General features: G+C 71.7%; 16 protein-coding genes. 8 read left to right on the plus strand and 8 right to left on the minus strand.

What is annotated here, in order from left to right; genetic code table 11:
• Positions 1-86 precede the first annotated feature (86 nt).
• Both ACFYUS_RS29935 and ACFYUS_RS29940 read right to left on the minus strand, forming a co-directional pair.
• Complete coding sequence (locus ACFYUS_RS29935; protein ID WP_388858827.1) at positions 87-1,469, minus strand: ArsA family ATPase; 1,383 nt, start codon at positions 1,467-1,469, stop codon at positions 87-89.
• Positions 1,466-2,428: an ArsA family ATPase gene (locus ACFYUS_RS29940; RefSeq protein ID WP_388858830.1), complete on the minus strand. Its 963-nt coding sequence runs from the start codon at positions 2,426-2,428 to the stop codon at positions 1,466-1,468. The genes ACFYUS_RS29935 and ACFYUS_RS29940 overlap by 4 nt, the downstream gene beginning before the upstream one ends.
• A 170-nt stretch (positions 2,429-2,598) precedes the next feature.
• On the opposite strand from ACFYUS_RS29940, the gene ACFYUS_RS29945 reads away from it, so the two are divergent.
• From ACFYUS_RS29945 to ACFYUS_RS29965, 5 genes are all read left to right on the plus strand, one after another.
• Entirely contained in the window at positions 2,599-2,757 is a 159-nt protein-coding gene (locus ACFYUS_RS29945) for a DUF4177 domain-containing protein (protein WP_015034547.1), read from the plus strand.
• Positions 2,754-3,224, plus strand: a complete 471-nt coding sequence (locus tag ACFYUS_RS29950; protein ID WP_388858833.1) for a RidA family protein — start codon at positions 2,754-2,756, stop codon at positions 3,222-3,224. Before ACFYUS_RS29945 ends, ACFYUS_RS29950 begins: the two co-directional genes overlap by 4 nt.
• 87 nt (positions 3,225-3,311) lie before the next feature.
• A complete protein-coding gene (locus ACFYUS_RS29955; RefSeq protein ID WP_388858836.1) occupies positions 3,312-4,262 on the plus strand; it encodes an NUDIX hydrolase in 951 nt (316 codons plus the stop codon).
• Complete coding sequence (locus ACFYUS_RS29960; RefSeq protein WP_388858839.1) at positions 4,259-5,089, plus strand: MBL fold metallo-hydrolase; 831 nt, start codon at positions 4,259-4,261, stop codon at positions 5,087-5,089. The genes ACFYUS_RS29955 and ACFYUS_RS29960 overlap by 4 nt, the downstream gene beginning before the upstream one ends.
• Before the next feature lie 125 nt (positions 5,090-5,214).
• Positions 5,215-6,099 (plus strand): prohibitin family protein, encoded by an 885-nt coding sequence (locus ACFYUS_RS29965; RefSeq protein WP_388859254.1) that lies wholly within the window; start codon positions 5,215-5,217, stop codon positions 6,097-6,099.
• Positions 6,100-6,167: 68 nt separating this feature from the next.
• Here the strand turns inward: ACFYUS_RS29965 and ACFYUS_RS29970 are convergent, their stop codons facing one another.
• Positions 6,168-6,842, minus strand: coding sequence for a Crp/Fnr family transcriptional regulator (locus ACFYUS_RS29970; protein WP_015034542.1), 675 nt, complete (start codon positions 6,840-6,842; stop codon positions 6,168-6,170).
• 314 nt (positions 6,843-7,156) lie between these two features.
• On the opposite strand from ACFYUS_RS29970, the gene nth reads away from it, so the two are divergent.
• The 3 genes from nth to ACFYUS_RS29985 all read left to right on the plus strand — a co-directional run bounded on the left by nth (position 7,157) and on the right by ACFYUS_RS29985 (position 10,256).
• Entirely contained in the window at positions 7,157-8,173 is a 1,017-nt protein-coding gene (nth, locus tag ACFYUS_RS29975; protein ID WP_388858842.1) for an endonuclease III, read from the plus strand.
• A 99-nt stretch (positions 8,174-8,272) separates the two neighbouring features.
• Positions 8,273-8,977: an NUDIX hydrolase gene (locus ACFYUS_RS29980; protein WP_388858845.1), complete on the plus strand. Its 705-nt coding sequence runs from the start codon at positions 8,273-8,275 to the stop codon at positions 8,975-8,977.
• 79 nt (positions 8,978-9,056) lie between these two features.
• Positions 9,057-10,256 carry a MarP family serine protease gene (locus ACFYUS_RS29985; RefSeq protein WP_388858848.1) on the plus strand — a complete coding sequence of 400 codons (1,200 nt, stop codon included), beginning with the start codon at positions 9,057-9,059 and terminating at the stop codon, positions 10,254-10,256.
• Positions 10,257-10,274: 18 nt separating this feature from the next.
• Here ACFYUS_RS29985 and ACFYUS_RS29990 read toward each other — a convergent pair whose 3' ends face one another.
• The 5 genes from ACFYUS_RS29990 to acs form a co-directional block, all read right to left on the minus strand.
• Positions 10,275-10,466 carry a hypothetical protein gene (locus tag ACFYUS_RS29990; RefSeq protein WP_388858851.1) on the minus strand — a complete coding sequence of 64 codons (192 nt, stop codon included), beginning with the start codon at positions 10,464-10,466 and terminating at the stop codon, positions 10,275-10,277.
• 121 nt (positions 10,467-10,587) lie between these two features.
• Entirely contained in the window at positions 10,588-11,523 is a 936-nt protein-coding gene (locus tag ACFYUS_RS29995) for an alpha/beta fold hydrolase (protein WP_388858854.1), read from the minus strand.
• The gene (locus ACFYUS_RS30000; RefSeq protein ID WP_388858857.1) at positions 11,520-12,005 is read right to left on the minus strand and encodes a phage holin family protein; all 486 of its coding nucleotides are present in this window, start codon (positions 12,003-12,005) and stop codon (positions 11,520-11,522) included. The genes ACFYUS_RS29995 and ACFYUS_RS30000 overlap by 4 nt, the downstream gene beginning before the upstream one ends.
• A 76-nt stretch (positions 12,006-12,081) precedes the next feature.
• Positions 12,082-13,473, minus strand: a complete 1,392-nt coding sequence (gene nhaA / locus ACFYUS_RS30005; RefSeq protein WP_388858860.1) for a Na+/H+ antiporter NhaA — start codon at positions 13,471-13,473, stop codon at positions 12,082-12,084.
• Between the two features lie 228 nt (positions 13,474-13,701).
• Positions 13,702-15,657 (minus strand): acetate--CoA ligase, encoded by a 1,956-nt coding sequence (acs, locus tag ACFYUS_RS30010; RefSeq protein WP_388858863.1) that lies wholly within the window; start codon positions 15,655-15,657, stop codon positions 13,702-13,704.
• Positions 15,658-15,742 lie beyond the last annotated feature (85 nt).

Raw genomic sequence — 15,742 nt, forward strand, 5'->3', positions numbered from 1 at the left:
CCTCGATCCGTACTTTCGATCCGCACCTTCGATCCGTACGGAGCACGGGTACGAGTACGGATACGGGTACTCGTACGCGAGACGGCTCAGGCCGAGGGCGTCTGCCCCGCCATGAGCCGGTCACCGATGGCCCGCAGCCCGGCGAGGTCGTGCACATCGCCGGGCAGGGCCGCCACTTCGGCCACCGCCACCTCGGGGTGGAGCGCGGTGAAGCGGTCGCGCGTGCGCTGCTCACGCGCGAGCACCCGCATGCGCTCGGCATGCAGGCGCAGAAGTCCCGCGGTGAGCTGACGTACGTCCACGGCGATGTCCGTGTTTGATGCTTCTGTTTCCTGTGCCGGTTCGGCTGTGGGGGCAGCCTCGGGTACGGATTCTGCGGCGGCGGTGGCGAGATCATTCGGCTCGGGCTCGGGCTCGGGCTCGTGTGCGGTGGCCGGGGAGCCACCCAGTCCAGCCTTCCCGCCCCCCTGATCGACAATGCGTCCCTCGTCAAGATTTTCCGCGGCGGCCCGCGCCCGCTCGGCCGACAGCCGGGCGGCACCACTGCCGTGGACGCGGTTGAGGACGAGACCCGCCAGCGGCATCTCCTCCGCGGCCAGCCGCTCCACGAAGTACGCGGCCTCGCGCAGCGCGTCCCGCTCCGGCGTGGCGACCACGAGGAAGGCCGTGCCCGGGGCCTGGAGCAGCTTGTACGTGGCGTCCGCGCGGGTCCGGAATCCGCCGAACATCGTGTCCATCGCCGCCACGAACGTCTGTACGTCCTTGAGGAACTGACCCCCGAGCAGCTTCCCCAGGGTCCCCGTCATCATCGACATGCCGACGTTGAGGAACTTCATCCCGGCCCGGCCGCCCACCTTCGCCGGGGCCATCAGCAGCTTGATGAACTTCCCGTCGAGGAAGGACCCGAGCCGCTTCGGCGCGTCCAGGAAGTCCAGGGCCGACCGGGACGGCGGGGTGTCGACGACGATCAGGTCCCACTCGTCGCGGGCCCGGAGCTGGCCCAGCTTCTCCATCGCCATGTACTCCTGCGTACCGGCGAATCCGGCCGACAGGGACTGGTAGAAGGGGTTCTCCAGGATCGCCCGCGCCCGCTCGGGATCCGCGTGCGCCTCGACGATCTCGTCGAAGGTCCGCTTCATGTCCAGCATCATGGCGTGCAGTTCACCGCCGTCGGAGCCCTTGATGCCGTCGACCTTGCGGGGCGTGTTGTCGAGGGAGTCGATCCCCATGGACTGGGCGAGCCGGCGCGCCGGGTCGATGGTGAGCACCACGACCCGCCGGCCCCGCTCCGCCGCCCGCACCCCGAGCGCCGCCGCCGTGGTCGTCTTCCCGACCCCACCCGCGCCACAGCAGACGATGATCCGGGTGCCCCGGTCGTCGAGAATCGGGTCGAGCTCCAGAACGGGGGCATGGTCGAGCCCCGGACCCGCCCCGGCGCCGGCCGCCACGGCGCCCGCTTTCTCCGTCACGCGCCCACCCCTTGCTTCCGCAGTTCCTTCGCCAGCCGGTAGAGCCCGGCGATGTCCGCCCCGTCCCCGAGGAAGGGGAGCTCGTACGAGGGGACGCCGACGCCGTCCAGGACCGCGCGCTGCGCCCGCTCCAGCTCCACCCGCCGCGCGTGCTCGGCCGCCTGGTCGAGGAGCGGCTCGACGAGGGCCGTGCCGCCCGTGACGCCGACGGAGGCCAGGGTCCGCGCGATCGCGTCCCGGTGGTCGCCGGAGGCGGCCCGTACCGCCGCCTCGTCGAGCACGTGCGGGCGGACCATGTTCACCACGACCCTGCCCACCGGCAGTTCGGCGGCCCTCAGCTCCGCGATGCCGTCCGCGGTCTCCTGGACCGGCATCTCCTCCAGGAGGGTCACCAGATGCACCGCCGTCTCCGGGGACTTGAGGACCCGCATGACGGCCTGCGCCTGGTTGTGTATCGGGCCGATCCTGGCCAGGCCAGCGACCTCGTCGTTCACGTTGAGGAAGCGGGTGATGCGGCCGGTGGGCGGCGCGTCCATGACCACGTGGTCATAGGTGGGGCGGCCGTCCTTCTCCCGCCGCCGGACCGCCTCGCACGCCTTGCCGGTCAGCAGCACGTCCCGGACGCCCGGCGCTATCGTCGTCGCGAAGTCGATCGCGCCGAGCTTCTTCAGGGCCCGCCCCGCCCCGCCCAGTTTGTAGAACATCTGGAGGTAGTCGAGGAGCGCGCGCTCGGCGTCGATCGCCAGCGCGAACACCTCACCGCCGCCCGGCGCGACGGCGATCTTGCGCTCCTCGTACGGAAGGGCTTCCGTCTCGAAGACCTGTGCGATGCCCTGCCTGCCTTCGACCTCGACGAGGAGGGTCCGCTTCCCCTCCGTCGCGAGGGCGAGGGCGAGGGCGGCGGCGACCGTCGTCTTACCGGTACCACCCTTGCCGCTGACGACCTGGAGCCTGCTCACGTTGTCGAGCCTAACCACTGGCGGCCGCGCGCAATCAGCAGGCCGCCCCGGACAAGCCACCTAGGGGGAGCCTCGGGGGAGCCGAGAAGGAGCCGCGGGGAGCGGTGGGGGGCCGCCTCGGAGGGCCCGCCTCGGCGGACAGCCCCGCGGCAGCGGATACAGTCGGCCCCATGACCAAGTGGGAGTACGTCACGGTGCCGCTTCTGGTGCACGCGACCAAGCAGATTCTGGACACCTGGGGCGAGGACGGCTGGGAGCTCGTCCAGGTCGTGCCCGGGCCGAACAACCCCGAGCAGCTCGTGGCCTACCTGAAGCGGGCCAAGTCGTGAGCGGGGCCGTCGAGGCGCGGATCGCCGAGCTCGGCCTGACCCTGCCCGAGGTCGTGCCGCCGATCGCCTCCTACCAGCCGGCCGTGCAGTCCGGCGTGTACGTCTACACCTCGGGCCAGCTCCCGATGGTGGCGGGCAAGCTTCCGGTGACCGGCAAGGTCGGCGCCGAGGTCACGCCGGAGGAGGCCAAGGAGCTCGCCGCCACCTGCGCGCTCAACGCGCTCGCGGCCGTGAAGTCGGTCGCCGGTGACCTCGACCGCATCAAGCGCGTCGTGAAGGTCGTCGGCTTCGTCGCCTCCGCCGCCGACTTCACCGGCCAGCCGGCCGTCGTCAACGGCGCCAGCGAGCTGCTCGGCGAGATCCTCGGCGAGAAGGGCGTGCACGCCCGCAGCGCCGTCGGCGTGGCCGTGCTGCCGCTCGACGCGCCGGTCGAGGTAGAGGTCCAGGTCGAGCTCGTCGAGGCCTGACCTTCCGAAGAGACGCGGAGAGCCGGTTTTCCACAGCCCGGGAAACCGGCTCTCGTGCATTCCGATGCTTGCGCATAGCATCCGGCCATGTCGAATGGTCGGTCGAAGCAGTCGAATGGTCAGTGGTACCCGCCGGAGTGGCCCGCCCGCATCCGCGCCCTCGCCGCAGGTGAGCTCACCCCGGTGACGCCCCGGCGCGCCGCCACCGTCCTGCTCCTGCGGGACGGGGCCGCGGGGCCCGACGTCCACATGCTGCGCCGCCGCACCTCGATGGCCTTCGCGGGCGGCGCGTACGCCTACCCCGGCGGCGGCGTCGACCCGCGCGACGAGCAGCCGGTGCGCTGGGCGGGCCCGTCCCTGGAGGCGTGGGCGGCCCGGCTCGGCCTCGACGACCCGGCGCAGGCGCAGGCCGTGGTCTGCGCCGCCGTGCGCGAGACGTTCGAGGAGGCGGGCGTGCTGCTCGCCGGGGAGGCCGAGGACGGCGTCGTCGGCGACACGACCGGCGAGGAGTGGGAGCGGGACCGCGAGGCGCTCGTCGCCCGGGAGCTGTCCTTCGCCGACTTCCTGGACCGGCGCGGGCTCGTCCTGCGCTCGGACCTCCTCGGCGCGTGGGCCCGCTGGATCACCCCCGAGTTCGAGCAGCGCCGGTACGACACCTGGTTCTTCGTGGCCGCGCTCCCGGCCGGACAGCGCACCCGGGACGTCTCCGGGGAGGCGGACCGCACGGTCTGGATACGACCGACGGAGGCCGCGGCCGGCTACGACCGGGGCGAGCTGACGATGATGCCGCCGACGATCTCCACCCTGCGCACCCTGGAGCCGTACGGGACGGCCGCCGAGGCGCTGGCGGCGGCGGAGGGCCAGGACATGGCCCCCGTCCTCGCGCAGGCGCGCCTGGAGGGCGACGAACTGGTCCTGAGCTGGCCGGGACACGAGGAGTTCACCAAGGTCATCCCCGCAGGGGACGCCGGGGAGGCCGGAGGCGCGAGGGCCGCCGGAGATGCAGGGGCCGCCGGAGCCACCGGGGGTGCGCGATGAGTGACGCCGCCGCTCTGCCCGGGCAGCCGCGCGGGCTCGTGGTCTCCGGGCCCGCGACCGAGCGTGCCGTGAACGTCCTGGCGCCGAACCCGTCCGCGATGACCCTCGACGGCACCAACACCTGGCTGCTCTCCGAGCCGGGCTCCGGCCTCGCGGTCGTCGTCGACCCGGGCCCGCTCGACGAGGACCATCTGCGCCATGTGATCGACACCGCCGAGAAGCTCGGCAAGCGGGTCGCGCTGACCCTGCTGACCCACGGCCACCCGGACCACGCGGAGGGCGCGGGCCGTTTCGCGGAGCTGACCGGGACGGCCGTGCGGGCCCTCGACCCGGCGCTGCGCCTCGGTGACGAGGGCCTCGGCGCGGGGGACGTGGTGACGGTCGGCGGCCTGGAGCTGCGGGTCGTCCCTACGCCCGGGCACACCTCGGACTCGCTCTCCTTCCACCTGCCGGCCGACCGGGCGGTGCTGACGGGCGACACGATCCTGGGGCGCGGGACGACGATGGTCGCGCACCCGGACGGGCGGCTCGGCGACTACCTGGACTCGCTGCGGCGGCTGCGTTCGCTGACCGTCGACGACGGGGTGCACACGGTCCTGCCGGGGCACGGGCCGGTCCTGGAGGACGCCCAGGGTGCCGTGGAGTTCTACCTCGCGCACCGGGCGAGCCGGCTGGCGCAGGTCGAGACGGCGGTCGCGGCCGGGCACCGCACGGCGGCGGAGGTCGTCGCCCATGTGTACGCGGACGTGGACCGCTCGCTGTGGCCGGCGGCCGAGCTGTCCGTACGGGCGCAGCTGGAGTACCTGCGGGGGCGCGGTCTGGTCTAGGGCCTGTCCGACCCCGGTCCGCGGGTCGTCACGATCCTGTCCCGAGGGGGCCCCGGCCCTTGGGCGTTCCTGACCAATGTTTTACGCTCCGCTTACTTCTGGCCGTAGCTTCGGGGGGAATGCCCGTGTTCGTCATCGCCATCCTGCTGGTCATAGCCGCAGTGGTGCTCTTCTTCGTCGGCCGCGCCAACGATTCCACGGGGCTGAAGTTCGGCGCCCTGGGCGCGGTCCTGGCCGGCGCCTTCTCGCTGATCGTGAGCATGACGTACGTGATCAGCGCGTACGAGGTCGGTGTGCCGGTCGCCTTCGGCAAGGTGGGTACGCCGATGGCCTCGGGCATGCACATGAAGTCGCCGTTCACGGACGTCACGACCTTCTCCACCCGCCCGGTCGACCTCAACCTCTCCGACAAGGACGTGGTCGAGGTCCGCTCCTCGCAGGGCGGCGTCATGTACGCCGAGGTGACGGTGAAGTGGTCCGTCGACCAGGCCAAGGCCGTCGAGCTGTACAAGCTCGCGGGCAGCGAGGACGCCATCCAGCAGCGGCTCGTCTACCCCGACAGCCGCGAGATCGTCCGTAACGTCTTCGCCCACTACACGAGCGAGCAGGGCTACGCCTCCGACCGCGAGGGGATCAACGCCGAGATCGGCCGCCTCATCAAGGAGCGCCTGGCCCCGCGCGGCATCGACGTGACCATGGTCAACCTGCGCAACGTGAAGCCCTCGGACTCCCTCCAGGCCCAGATCGACCGCAAGATCCAGCAGCAGCAGGCCACCGAGCGGGCCCTGGAGGCCTCCCGTACGGCGAAGGCCGAGGCCGACCGGCGTCGCATCGAGGCGGAGGGCATCGCCCGCGCCAACAAGATCCTCAACGACTCGCTGACGGACAAGGTCCTGATGAACCAGTGCATCGACGCGTACAGGGAGGCCGCGGGGAAGAACCCGGTCTACGCGGTGCCCTGCGGGAGCGGCGGCTCCGCCCCGGTGATCGTGGACGGTTCGAAGCGCTGACCCCCGCACGTACGCGGAAGGCCGCCCCGGTCCGACGACCGGGGCGGCCTTCCGCGTATGCCTGGGTTCTAGCGCGAGCGCTTCGCGAGGCGCTCCACGTCCAGCAGGATCACGGCGCGGGCCTCGAGGCGCAGCCAGCCGCGCTGGGCGAAGTCGGCGAGCGCCTTGTTGACCGTCTCGCGGGAGGCGCCGACCAGCTGGGCCAGCTCCTCCTGGGTGAGGTCGTGGACGACGTGGATGCCCTCCTCCGACTGCACGCCGAAGCGGCGCGACAGGTCGAGGAGCGCGCGGGCGACACGGCCCGGGACGTCGGAGAAGACCAGGTCGGACATCTGGTCGTTGGTCTTGCGCAGCCGGCGGGCGACGGCGCGCAGCAGCGCGGTGGCCACCTCGGGGCGGGCGTTCAGCCAGGGCTGGAGGTCGCCGTGGCCGAGGCCGAGGAGCTTGACCTCGGTCAGCGCGGTCGCCGTGGCGGTGCGCGGGCCCGGGTCGAAGAGGGACAGCTCGCCGATGAGCTCGCCGGGGCCGAGGACGGCCAGCATGTTCTCGCGGCCGTCGGGGGAGGTGCGGTGCAGCTTCACCTTGCCCTCGGTCACCACGTACAGGCGGTCGCCGGGGTCGCCCTCGTGGAAGAGCGCGTCGCCACGGGCGAGCGTCGCCTCACTCATCGAGGCGCGCAGCTCGGCAGCCTGCTCGTCATCGAGCGCCGCGAAGAGCGGGGCGCGCCGCAGAACGTCGTCCACGAGTTCTCTCCTACTGTCGACCTGCTCAAAGGACCTGGGTCCCATGATGCCGGACGCACAAAACAGTGCGATCAATCACAACAAGTTTGACGTACCGAGCCGCCCAGTCGTACGCCAGGGGCCCGATTGGGCTCCGATCGGCCACGACCGGGGCGGATGTCGGTGTCGGCGCCTAGGCTGGCCGGGTGTCCAACTCGCCGGTGAGAGCGCAGGCCAAGGGGGCTGAAAGAGTGTCGGCCGAAGGTAATTCCGCTGTGGGCGAACGCGGCGTGTCGAAACGGGCGAAAGCCGCAAAACGGAAGTCCGCGGGGTCGGTGGAGCCCACCGACTCCCTCACGCCCACCAAGCCCGCCGCGATCGCCGAGTCCGCCGCAGCCGCGAAGCCGACGAAGCCCGCCGCGATCGCCGAGCCGTCGAAGCCCACCGAGCCCGGCAAGCCGACGAAGCCTGCCGAGCCGACGAAGCCCGCTGCGGTCGCCAAGCCCTCGAAGTCTTCCGCGGCCGCCGCGCCCTCGAAGCCCGTCGCCGCCTCGAAGCCCGCCAAGCCGTCGAAGCCCGCCAAGCCCGAGTCGCGGCTCGCGATGGTCCGTCGGGCGCGCCGGATCAACCGCGAACTGGCCGAGGTCTACCCGTACGCCCACCCGGAGCTCGACTTCCGCAACCCCTTCGAGCTGCTCGTCGCCACGGTGCTCTCCGCCCAGACCACCGACCTGCGGGTCAACCAGACCACCCCCGCCCTCTTCGCGAAGTACCCCACGCCCGAGGACCTCGCCGCCGCCGTGCCCGAGGAGGTCGAGGAGCTGATCCGGCCGACCGGCTTCTTCCGCGCCAAGACCAAGTCGATCATGGGCCTGGCCGCCGCCCTCCGGGACGACTTCGGCGGCGAGGTCCCCGGCCGCCTGGAGGACCTCGTCAAGCTCCCCGGCGTCGGCCGCAAGACCGCCTTCGTCGTCCTCGGCAACGCCTTCGGGGTCCCCGGCATCACCGTCGACACCCACTTCATGCGCCTCGCCCGGCGCTGGCGCTGGACCGAGTCCGACGACCCGGTGAAGATCGAGGCCGAGGTCGCCACGATCTTCCCGAAGAGCGAGTGGACGATGCTCTCGCACCGGGTGATCTTCCACGGCCGCCGGATCTGCCACGCCCGCAAGCCCGCCTGCGGCGCCTGCCCGATCACCCATCTCTGCCCCTCGTACGGAGAGGGCGAGACCGACCCCGAGAAGGCGAGGAAGCTGCTCAAGTACGAGATGGGCGGCTTCCCCGGCCAGCGGCTCAACCCGCCGCCCGGCTTCCCGGGCCGCCCGGCACCCCCGCTGGGCGGCGGCGCCTGAGCCCGGTCAGGGAGCCCGGGACGCGCCCGGGAGCCCGGCGGCCGGGACCGCCGGGAACGAACCCGTCCACCGATTGCGTTGTGAACCACGGGGGTGCCGATGACGCGCACTGACGAAGACATCCAGGGGCCCGGCACGGCCGGCCTGCTCAGCCGCGAGGGGCTGCCCGACTGGCTCGCGCCCGTCGACCGGGCCGCCCGCACGGTCCGGCCCGAGCAGCTGAGCCGCTTCCTGCCGCCCGAGAGCGGCGACGGCCGCCAGTCCGCCGTCCTCGTCCTCTTCGGCGAGGGCGAGCGCGGACCCGAGCTGCTCCTCATGGAGCGCTCCGGCAGCCTCCGCTCGCACGCGGGACAGCCCTCCTTCCCCGGCGGCGCCCTCGACCCCGAGGACGGCGACCCGGCGGACGGCGGGCTGCTGCGCGCCGCCCTGCGCGAGGCCCAGGAGGAGACCGGCCTCGACCCGCAGGGCGTCCAGCTCTTCGGCGTGCTGCCCCAGCTCTACATCCCGGTCAGCCGCTTCGTCGTCACCCCGGTCCTCGGCTGGTGGCGCGAGCCCAGCCCGGTCGGCGTCGTCGACCCCGGGGAGACCGCCCGCGTCTTCACCGTGCCCGTGGCGGATCTCACGGACCCCGCGAACCGCGCGACCGCCGTGCACCCGCTCGGCCACGAGGGCCCCGCGTTCCTCGTCGCATCCGCTCTGGTCTGGGGTTTCACGGCCGGCGTCATCGACAGGCTGCTCCATTTCGCCGACTGGGAGCGTCCCTGGGACCGGTCCAAGAAGGTCCCGCTCGACTGGCGCTCATGACAGGCTGGCTCCCGGGCCGGCCCTCGGGCGGGCCGACCGACCCCGGGCGACCGGAAACGAATCTGCGAGGCTACTGACGGTGAACGTGCTGGACATCCTGTTGCTGCTCGCCGCCGTGTGGTTCGCGATCATCGGTTACCGCCAGGGATTCGTGGTCGGCATCCTGTCGGTGATCGGCTTCCTCGGCGGCGGTCTCGTGGCCGTTCTGCTGCTCCCGATCCTCTGGGACCAGCTGACCGACAACAGCGAGGTCTCGACCACGGCCACCGTCGTCTTCGTCATGGCGGTCATCGTCTGCGCCTCCGTCGGCCAGGCCTTCACCACCCACCTCGGCAACAAACTGCGCCGCCACATCACCTGGTCGCCGGCCCGCGCCCTGGACGCCACCGGCGGCGCCCTCGTCAACGTCGTCGCGATGCTGCTCGTGGCCTGGCTCATCGGCTCCGCCCTCGCCCGTACGTCACTGCCCACCCTGGGCAAGGAGGTGCGGAACTCCAAGGTGCTGCTCGGCGTGGAGCAGGTGATGCCGGATCAGGCCTCCAGCTGGTTCGACGACTTCAGCTCCACCCTGGCCCGCAACGGCTTCCCCCAGGTCTTCAGCCCCTTCGCGAACGAGCCGATCACCCAGGTCACCCCGCCCGACCCGGCGCTCGCCGACAGCCCGGTCGCCGCCCGCGCGCAGCGCTCCATCGTGAAGGTCGTCGGCACCGCGCAGAGCTGCGGCAAGGTCCTCGAAGGCACCGGCTTCGTCTTCGCCGACCGCCGCGTCATGACCAACGCCCACGTCGTCGGGGGCGTCGACGAACCGACCGTCCAGATAGGCGGCGAGGGCAAGCTCTACGACGCCAAGGTCGTCCTCTACGACTGGCAGCGCGACATCGCCGTCCTGGACGTGCCGGACCTCAGGGCCACGCCGCTGGTCTTCACCGACGAGGACGCCCGCAGCGGCGACGACGCGATCGTCGCCGGATTCCCGGAGAACGGCTCGTACGACGTGCGCTCGGCCCGCGTGCGGGGCCGCATCAGCGCCAAGGGCCCCGACATCTACCACCGCGACGAGGTGCGCAGGGACGTCTACTCGCTGTACGCGACGGTCCGCCAGGGCAACTCCGGCGGCCCGCTCCTCACCGAGGACGGCGAGGTGTACGGCGTGATCTTCGCCCGCTCCCTGGACGACGCGAACACCGGATACGCCCTGACGGCCGACGAGATCCGCGAGGACATCGAGCGCGGCCGGACCGCCGACCAGCAGGTCGACACCCAGGGCTGCGCCCTCTGAGCCGGGCCTGACAGGGGCCTATGCGGTGTCTCTGGGGTGTCGGAGCCGGGCCGAGACCCAGCGGGCCCGGCGGCGCAGGATACGAGAGATCCCCACCCCCTGCGTCGCGTGCCCCTGGTCCGGGGGGCCACCCCGCTCGCGGGAGCCCGGCCCCGTGGCCGAGCGGCGTTCGCGTGCTGTCGTGTCACCGTAGTCGTGCGTCCAGCCCATACCTCGACGTCTGCCCGGGGGCCGAGGTCGGTAACCGCTTCCGGGCCCGCCAATTGGAGTATGCGCGGGGCACATGGCCGTTCGACGGACGGCTGTACGCCGACACGGCCCTGACGGGGGCTCAGCGGTCGGGCTCGGGGTCCTTCAGCCAGTTGACGAGCTCCGTGCTGAAGGCCACCGGGTCCTCCTCGTGCGGGAAGTGCCCGAGGCCGTCGAAGAGCCGCCAGCGGTACGGGGCCTCCACGTACTCGCCGGACCCCGCGGCGCTGCGGGTCCGCATCACCGGGTCCAGGGAGCCGTGCAGATGGAGCGTCGGCACCCGCACCGGCCGCTTCATGCGCCGGTTGAACTGGATGCCGTCCGGGCGGGCGAGCGACCGCACCATCCAGCGGTACGGCTCGATCGAGCAGTGCGCCGTCGACGGGACGCACATCGCCCGCCGGTACACCTCGACGGCCTCCTCGTCGACCGGCCTCGGCCCCGACCAGTCCCGGATCAGCTCGCCCACGAGCGCCCCTTCGTCCGCGACGAGCTGACGCTCCGGCAGCCACGGCCGCTGGAAGCCCCACACGTGCGAGCCGGCCCGCGACTGGGCGAAGTCGGAGAGCATCGCCGAACGCCAGCGGCGCGGGTGCGGCATCGAGGAGACCACGAGCCGGCGCACCAGCTTCGGCCGCATCACGGCGGCCGTCCAGGCGAGGTAGCCGCCCAGGTCGTGCCCGACCAGCGCCGCGTCCGGCTCGCCCAGGGAGCGGACGACCCCGGTGATGTCGAGCGCCAGGTTGGCGGGGTCGTAACCCCGCGGTGTGCGGTCGCTGCCGCCCACTCCGCGCAGGTCCATCGCGACCGCCCGGAACCCTGCCTCGGCGAGGGCGGGCAGCTGGTGGCGCCAGGTCCACCAGAACTGCGGGAAGCCGTGCAGGAGCAGCACCAGCGGGCCGTCGCCCATCTCGGCGATGTGGAAGCGGGCGCCGTTGGCGGCCACGTCACGGTGGGTCCACGGCCCGTCGAGCCGTACGGGCCCGCCGTTGCCGCTGCTGCTCTCGGGGAGGGTCATACGGACGAGCGTGCCACAGTGGAGGACTTCTCCAGCGCGGGACGCTGCTCCGGACGGGGGTGCGGCTTCACGTTCCCCATGATCGCCGCGGTCTGCTTGGCGGAGGCGATGGACTTCTCCGGCGGCTTGACCTTCTTGAACTTGGCGACGGCGATCAGCCCGAGGAGGGCCGCCAGCAGCACGTTGAACGCGAAGGACAGCAGGAAGCACCAGACGAGGTTCCAGCCCCCGTTGCCGTTGTGCCCGCCGGTCCAGGTGTTGATGGCGTACGCGAGCGCGAAGCTCAGCATCGGCAGCGAGAACAGCAGCACCACGAGGGCGCCGATGCCCATGATGCTGCCGAGCGCGCCGCGCTTGACGTCCTGTCGCAGTTCGGCCTTGGCCAGGGCGATCTCGTCGTGCACCAGCGCGGACATCTCGGCGGTCGCCGAGGCGACCAGCTGGCCGAGGCTGCGCTCGGTTCCGTCGAACGGGTCGCTCATCGCTGCTCCCTCTTCTCTTCTGCGGTCCGAGGTCCTCTTCTTGTGGTGCGAGTCCTCTTCTACGGTCCGAATCAGATCATGCCGGACGGTCGGCCCTGTCGCGCGATGCCCCCGCCACTTGGGCGCGCTCCCGGTGCTCCGCCGCCTTCCGCTCGTAGATCTCGGCCATCCGCAGGTGGTACTCCGGGTTGTCCTGCTCGTAGATGTCGGGGATGCCGTCCTCGTCCTCGTCGCGCTCCTCGTCGGAGACGAGGGCCTGGTACTTCCGGACCCGCAGCTTCAGCAGGACGGAGGCGAGGACGGCCGCGATGAGCGAGCCGATCAGGACGGCGGCCTTCACCTCGTCGGTGAGGACGGGGTCTCCGGCGAAGGCGAGTTCGCCGATGAGGAGGGAGACGGTGAAGCCGATCCCGGCGAGGGTGGCGACGGCGAACACGTCCGGCCAGGCCAGGTCCGGATTGAGCTCCGCCCGGGTGAAGCGGGCGGCGAGCCAGGTGCCGCCGAAGATGCCGATCGCCTTGCCGACGACGAGACCGAGGACCACACCGAGGGTGACCGGCTGGGTGAAGACGTCGTGGATCGCGCCGCCGGAGACGCTCACACCGGCGGAGAAGAGCGCGAAGAGGGGCACGGCGAGACCGGCCGAGAGCGGCCGGACCATGTGCTCGATGTGCTCGCCGGGGGAGTGCTCCTCGCCCTCCCGGGTGGTGCAGCGGAGCATCAGGCCCATGGCGACGCCGGCGATGGTGGCGTGGACGCCGCTGTTGTACATCAGGCCCCAGATGACCAGGGCCAGCGGCACGTACACGTACCAGCCGCGGACGCCCTTGCGGAGCAGCAGCCAGAAGACGGCGAGTCCGGCGACGGCGCCGCCCAGCGCGGCGAAGTTCAGGTCGCTGGTGAAGAAGATCGCGATGATCAGGATCGCGAAGAGGTCGTCGACGACGGCGAGCGTGAGCAGGAAGGCGCGCAGCGCGGACGGCAGCGAGGTGCCGATGACGGCGAGGACGGCGAGCGCGAAGGCGATGTCGGTCGCGGTGGGCACGGCCCAGCCGGCCGTCGAGCCGTCGCCGACGGCGTTGACCAGGGTGTAGACGAGGGCGGGGGCCGCCATGCCGCAGAGCGCGGCGACGACCGGGAGCATGGCGGCCTTGGGGTCGCGCAGCTCGCCCGCGACCAGCTCGCGCTTGAGCTCGATGCCGGCGACGAAGAAGAAGATCGCGAGGAGGCCGTCCGCGGCCCAGTGCTGGATCGACAGGTCGAGGCCGAGGGCGGCCGGGCCTATGTGGAAGTCCCGTACGGCCTCGTAGCTGTCGCTGAGCGGGCTGTTCGCCCAGATGAGGGCGGCGACGGCGGCGAGCAGCAGCAGGACGCCGCCGACGGTCTCGGTGCGCAGCGCGTCGGCGATGTAGCGCCGCTCGGGCAGCGAGAGACGGCCGAGGAACTTGCGGTCGTGAGACACGGACACGGGGGTGACCTCCGTCGGGCAGGCAGGGCTGAGCACATGCCGACCAGACTTCCCGGCGCACCTAGGTCTTTCTGTCGCGTTCCTGACGCGATCCTTACTTTACCTAACGAGCCCGGGGTGTGTCCGGCGGAATTCACTTTAGGTGGGTACGGGGCGGTTTGCCCGCATGCGAAAGCGCCCGCCCCGAGCGGTGGCTCGGGACGGGCGCTTCTCCGTACGGGAAGGGGATCAGCCCTCGCTGGAGGCGGCCGGCAGCTGGGTCTGGATGAGCGACATGACCGAGGAGTCGGTCAGGGTGGTGACGTCACCCAGCTCGCGGTTCTCCGCGACGTCGCGCAGCAGACGGCGCATGATCTTGCCCGAGCGGGTCTTCGGCAGCTCCGCCACCGGCAGGATCCGCTTCGGCTTGGCGATCGGGCCGAGCGTCGCGCCCACGTGGTTGCGCAGGTCGGTGACCAGGTTCTCGTCCTCGTTCGCCGTGCCCCGCAGGATGACGAAGGCGACGATCGCCTGACCGGTCGTCTCGTCGGCGGCGCCGACGACGGCCGCCTCGGCGACGGCCGGGTGCGAGACGAGGGCCGACTCGACCTCGGTGGTCGAGATGTTGTGGCCCGAGACGAGCATGACGTCGTCGACCCGGCCGAGCAGCCAGATGTCGCCGTCCTCGTCCTTCTTGGCGCCGTCGCCCGCGAAGTACCTGCCCTCGAAGCGGGACCAGTACGTGTCGATGTAGCGCTGGTCGTCGCCCCAGATGGTGCGGAGCATCGACGGCCACGGCTCGGTGAGGACCAGGTAGCCGCCGCCGCCGTTCGGGACCTCGTTCGCCTCGTCGTCCACGACGGTGGCGGAGATGCCCGGCAGCGGGCGCTGGGCGGAGCCCGGCTTGGTCTCGGTGACGCCCGGCAGCGGCGAGATCATCATCGCGCCGGTCTCGGTCTGCCACCAGGTGTCCACGATCGGGGTCTTGCCCGCGCCGATGTGCTCCCGGTACCAGATCCAGGCCTCGGGGTTGATCGGCTCGCCGACCGAGCCCAGCACGCGGAGGCTGGAGAGGTCGAACTTCGCGGGGATGTCGTCTCCCCACTTCATGAACGTGCGGATCGCGGTGGGCGCCGTGTAGAGGATCGTGACGCCGTACTTCTGCACGATCTCCCAGAACCGGCCCTGGTGCGGGGTGTCCGGGGTGCCCTCGTACATGACCTGCGTCGCGCCGTTGGCCAGCGGGCCGTAGACGATGTACGAGTGCCCGGTGACCCAGCCGATGTCGGCCGTGCACCAGTAGACGTCGCTCTCCGGCTTGAGGTCGAAGACGGCGTGGTGCGTGTAGGCGGCCTGGGTGAGGTAGCCGCCGGAGGTGTGCAGGATGCCCTTCGGCTTCCCCGTGGTGCCCGAGGTGTAGAGGATGAAGAGCGGGTGCTCCGCCGGGAACGCCTCCGGGGTGTGCTCGGCGGACTGGCGGGCGACGATGTCGTCCCACCAGACGTCCCGGCCCTCGGTGAAGGCGGTGTCCTGGCCCGTACGGCGGACCACGAGGACGTGCTCGACCTGCGGGCACTTGGCGACGGCCTCGTCGATGGCCGGCTTGAGGGCGCTCGGCTTGCCGCGGCGGTAGCCGCCGTCGGCGGTGACGACCAGCTTGGCGTCGGCGTCCTGGATGCGGGAGGCCACGGCGTCGGCCGAGAAGCCGCCGAAGACCACCGAGTGGGCGGCGCCGACACGGGCGCAGGCCAGCATCGTGATGGCCGCCTCGGGGATCATCGGCAGGTAGACGGCGACCCGGTCGCCCTTGCGGACGCCCAGCTCGGTCAGGGCGTTGGCGGCCTTCGAGACCTCGTCCTTGAGCTCGGCGTAGGTGATCGCGCGGCTGTCGCCGGGCTCGCCCTCGAAGTGGATGGCGACCCGGTCGCCGTGGCCGGCCTCGACGTGCCGGTCGACGCAGTTGTACGCCACGTTCAGCTCGCCGTCGGCGAACCACTTGGCGAACGGCGGGTTCGACCAGTCGAGGGTCTCGGTCGGCTCGGTGGCCCAGCTGAGACGCCTGGCCTGCTCGGCCCAGAAGCCCAGCCTGTCCGCCTTGGCCTGCTCGTACGCCTCCGCCGTCACATTGGCGTCCGCGGCCAGCTCGGTGGGCGGCGCGAACCGCCGCTCTTCCTTGAGCAGGTTGGCCAAGGATTCGTTGCTCACGACATCTCCCTTTCCCAGGGCGTCCTCTGTGCGTATGTGTCCCGCGTCATAGCTCACCAGCCAGAGGCCCGGGTGACAAGAGCCT

Origin of the sequence: Streptomyces sp. NPDC004284 (genome assembly GCF_042874035.1) — a bacterium.
GTDB lineage: Bacteria > Actinomycetota > Actinomycetes > Streptomycetales > Streptomycetaceae > Streptomyces.

What these genes read in the sequence shown, in the direction of transcription:
- ACFYUS_RS29945 (WP_015034547.1), top strand. Translation starts at nt 2,599, where the DNA reads ATGACCAAGTGGGAGTACGTCACGGTGCCGCTTCTGGTGCACGCGACC.
- ACFYUS_RS29955 (WP_388858836.1), top strand. Translation starts at nt 3,312, where the DNA reads ATGTCGAATGGTCGGTCGAAGCAGTCGAATGGTCAGTGGTACCCGCCG.
- ACFYUS_RS29960 (WP_388858839.1), top strand. Translation starts at nt 4,259, where the DNA reads ATGAGTGACGCCGCCGCTCTGCCCGGGCAGCCGCGCGGGCTCGTGGTC.
- ACFYUS_RS29980 (WP_388858845.1), top strand. Translation starts at nt 8,273, where the DNA reads ATGACGCGCACTGACGAAGACATCCAGGGGCCCGGCACGGCCGGCCTG.
- ACFYUS_RS29990 (WP_388858851.1), bottom strand. Translation starts at nt 10,466, where the DNA reads ATGGGCTGGACGCACGACTACGGTGACACGACAGCACGCGAACGCCGC.
- ACFYUS_RS29995 (WP_388858854.1), bottom strand. Translation starts at nt 11,523, where the DNA reads ATGACCCTCCCCGAGAGCAGCAGCGGCAACGGCGGGCCCGTACGGCTC.
- ACFYUS_RS30000 (WP_388858857.1), bottom strand. Translation starts at nt 12,005, where the DNA reads ATGAGCGACCCGTTCGACGGAACCGAGCGCAGCCTCGGCCAGCTGGTC.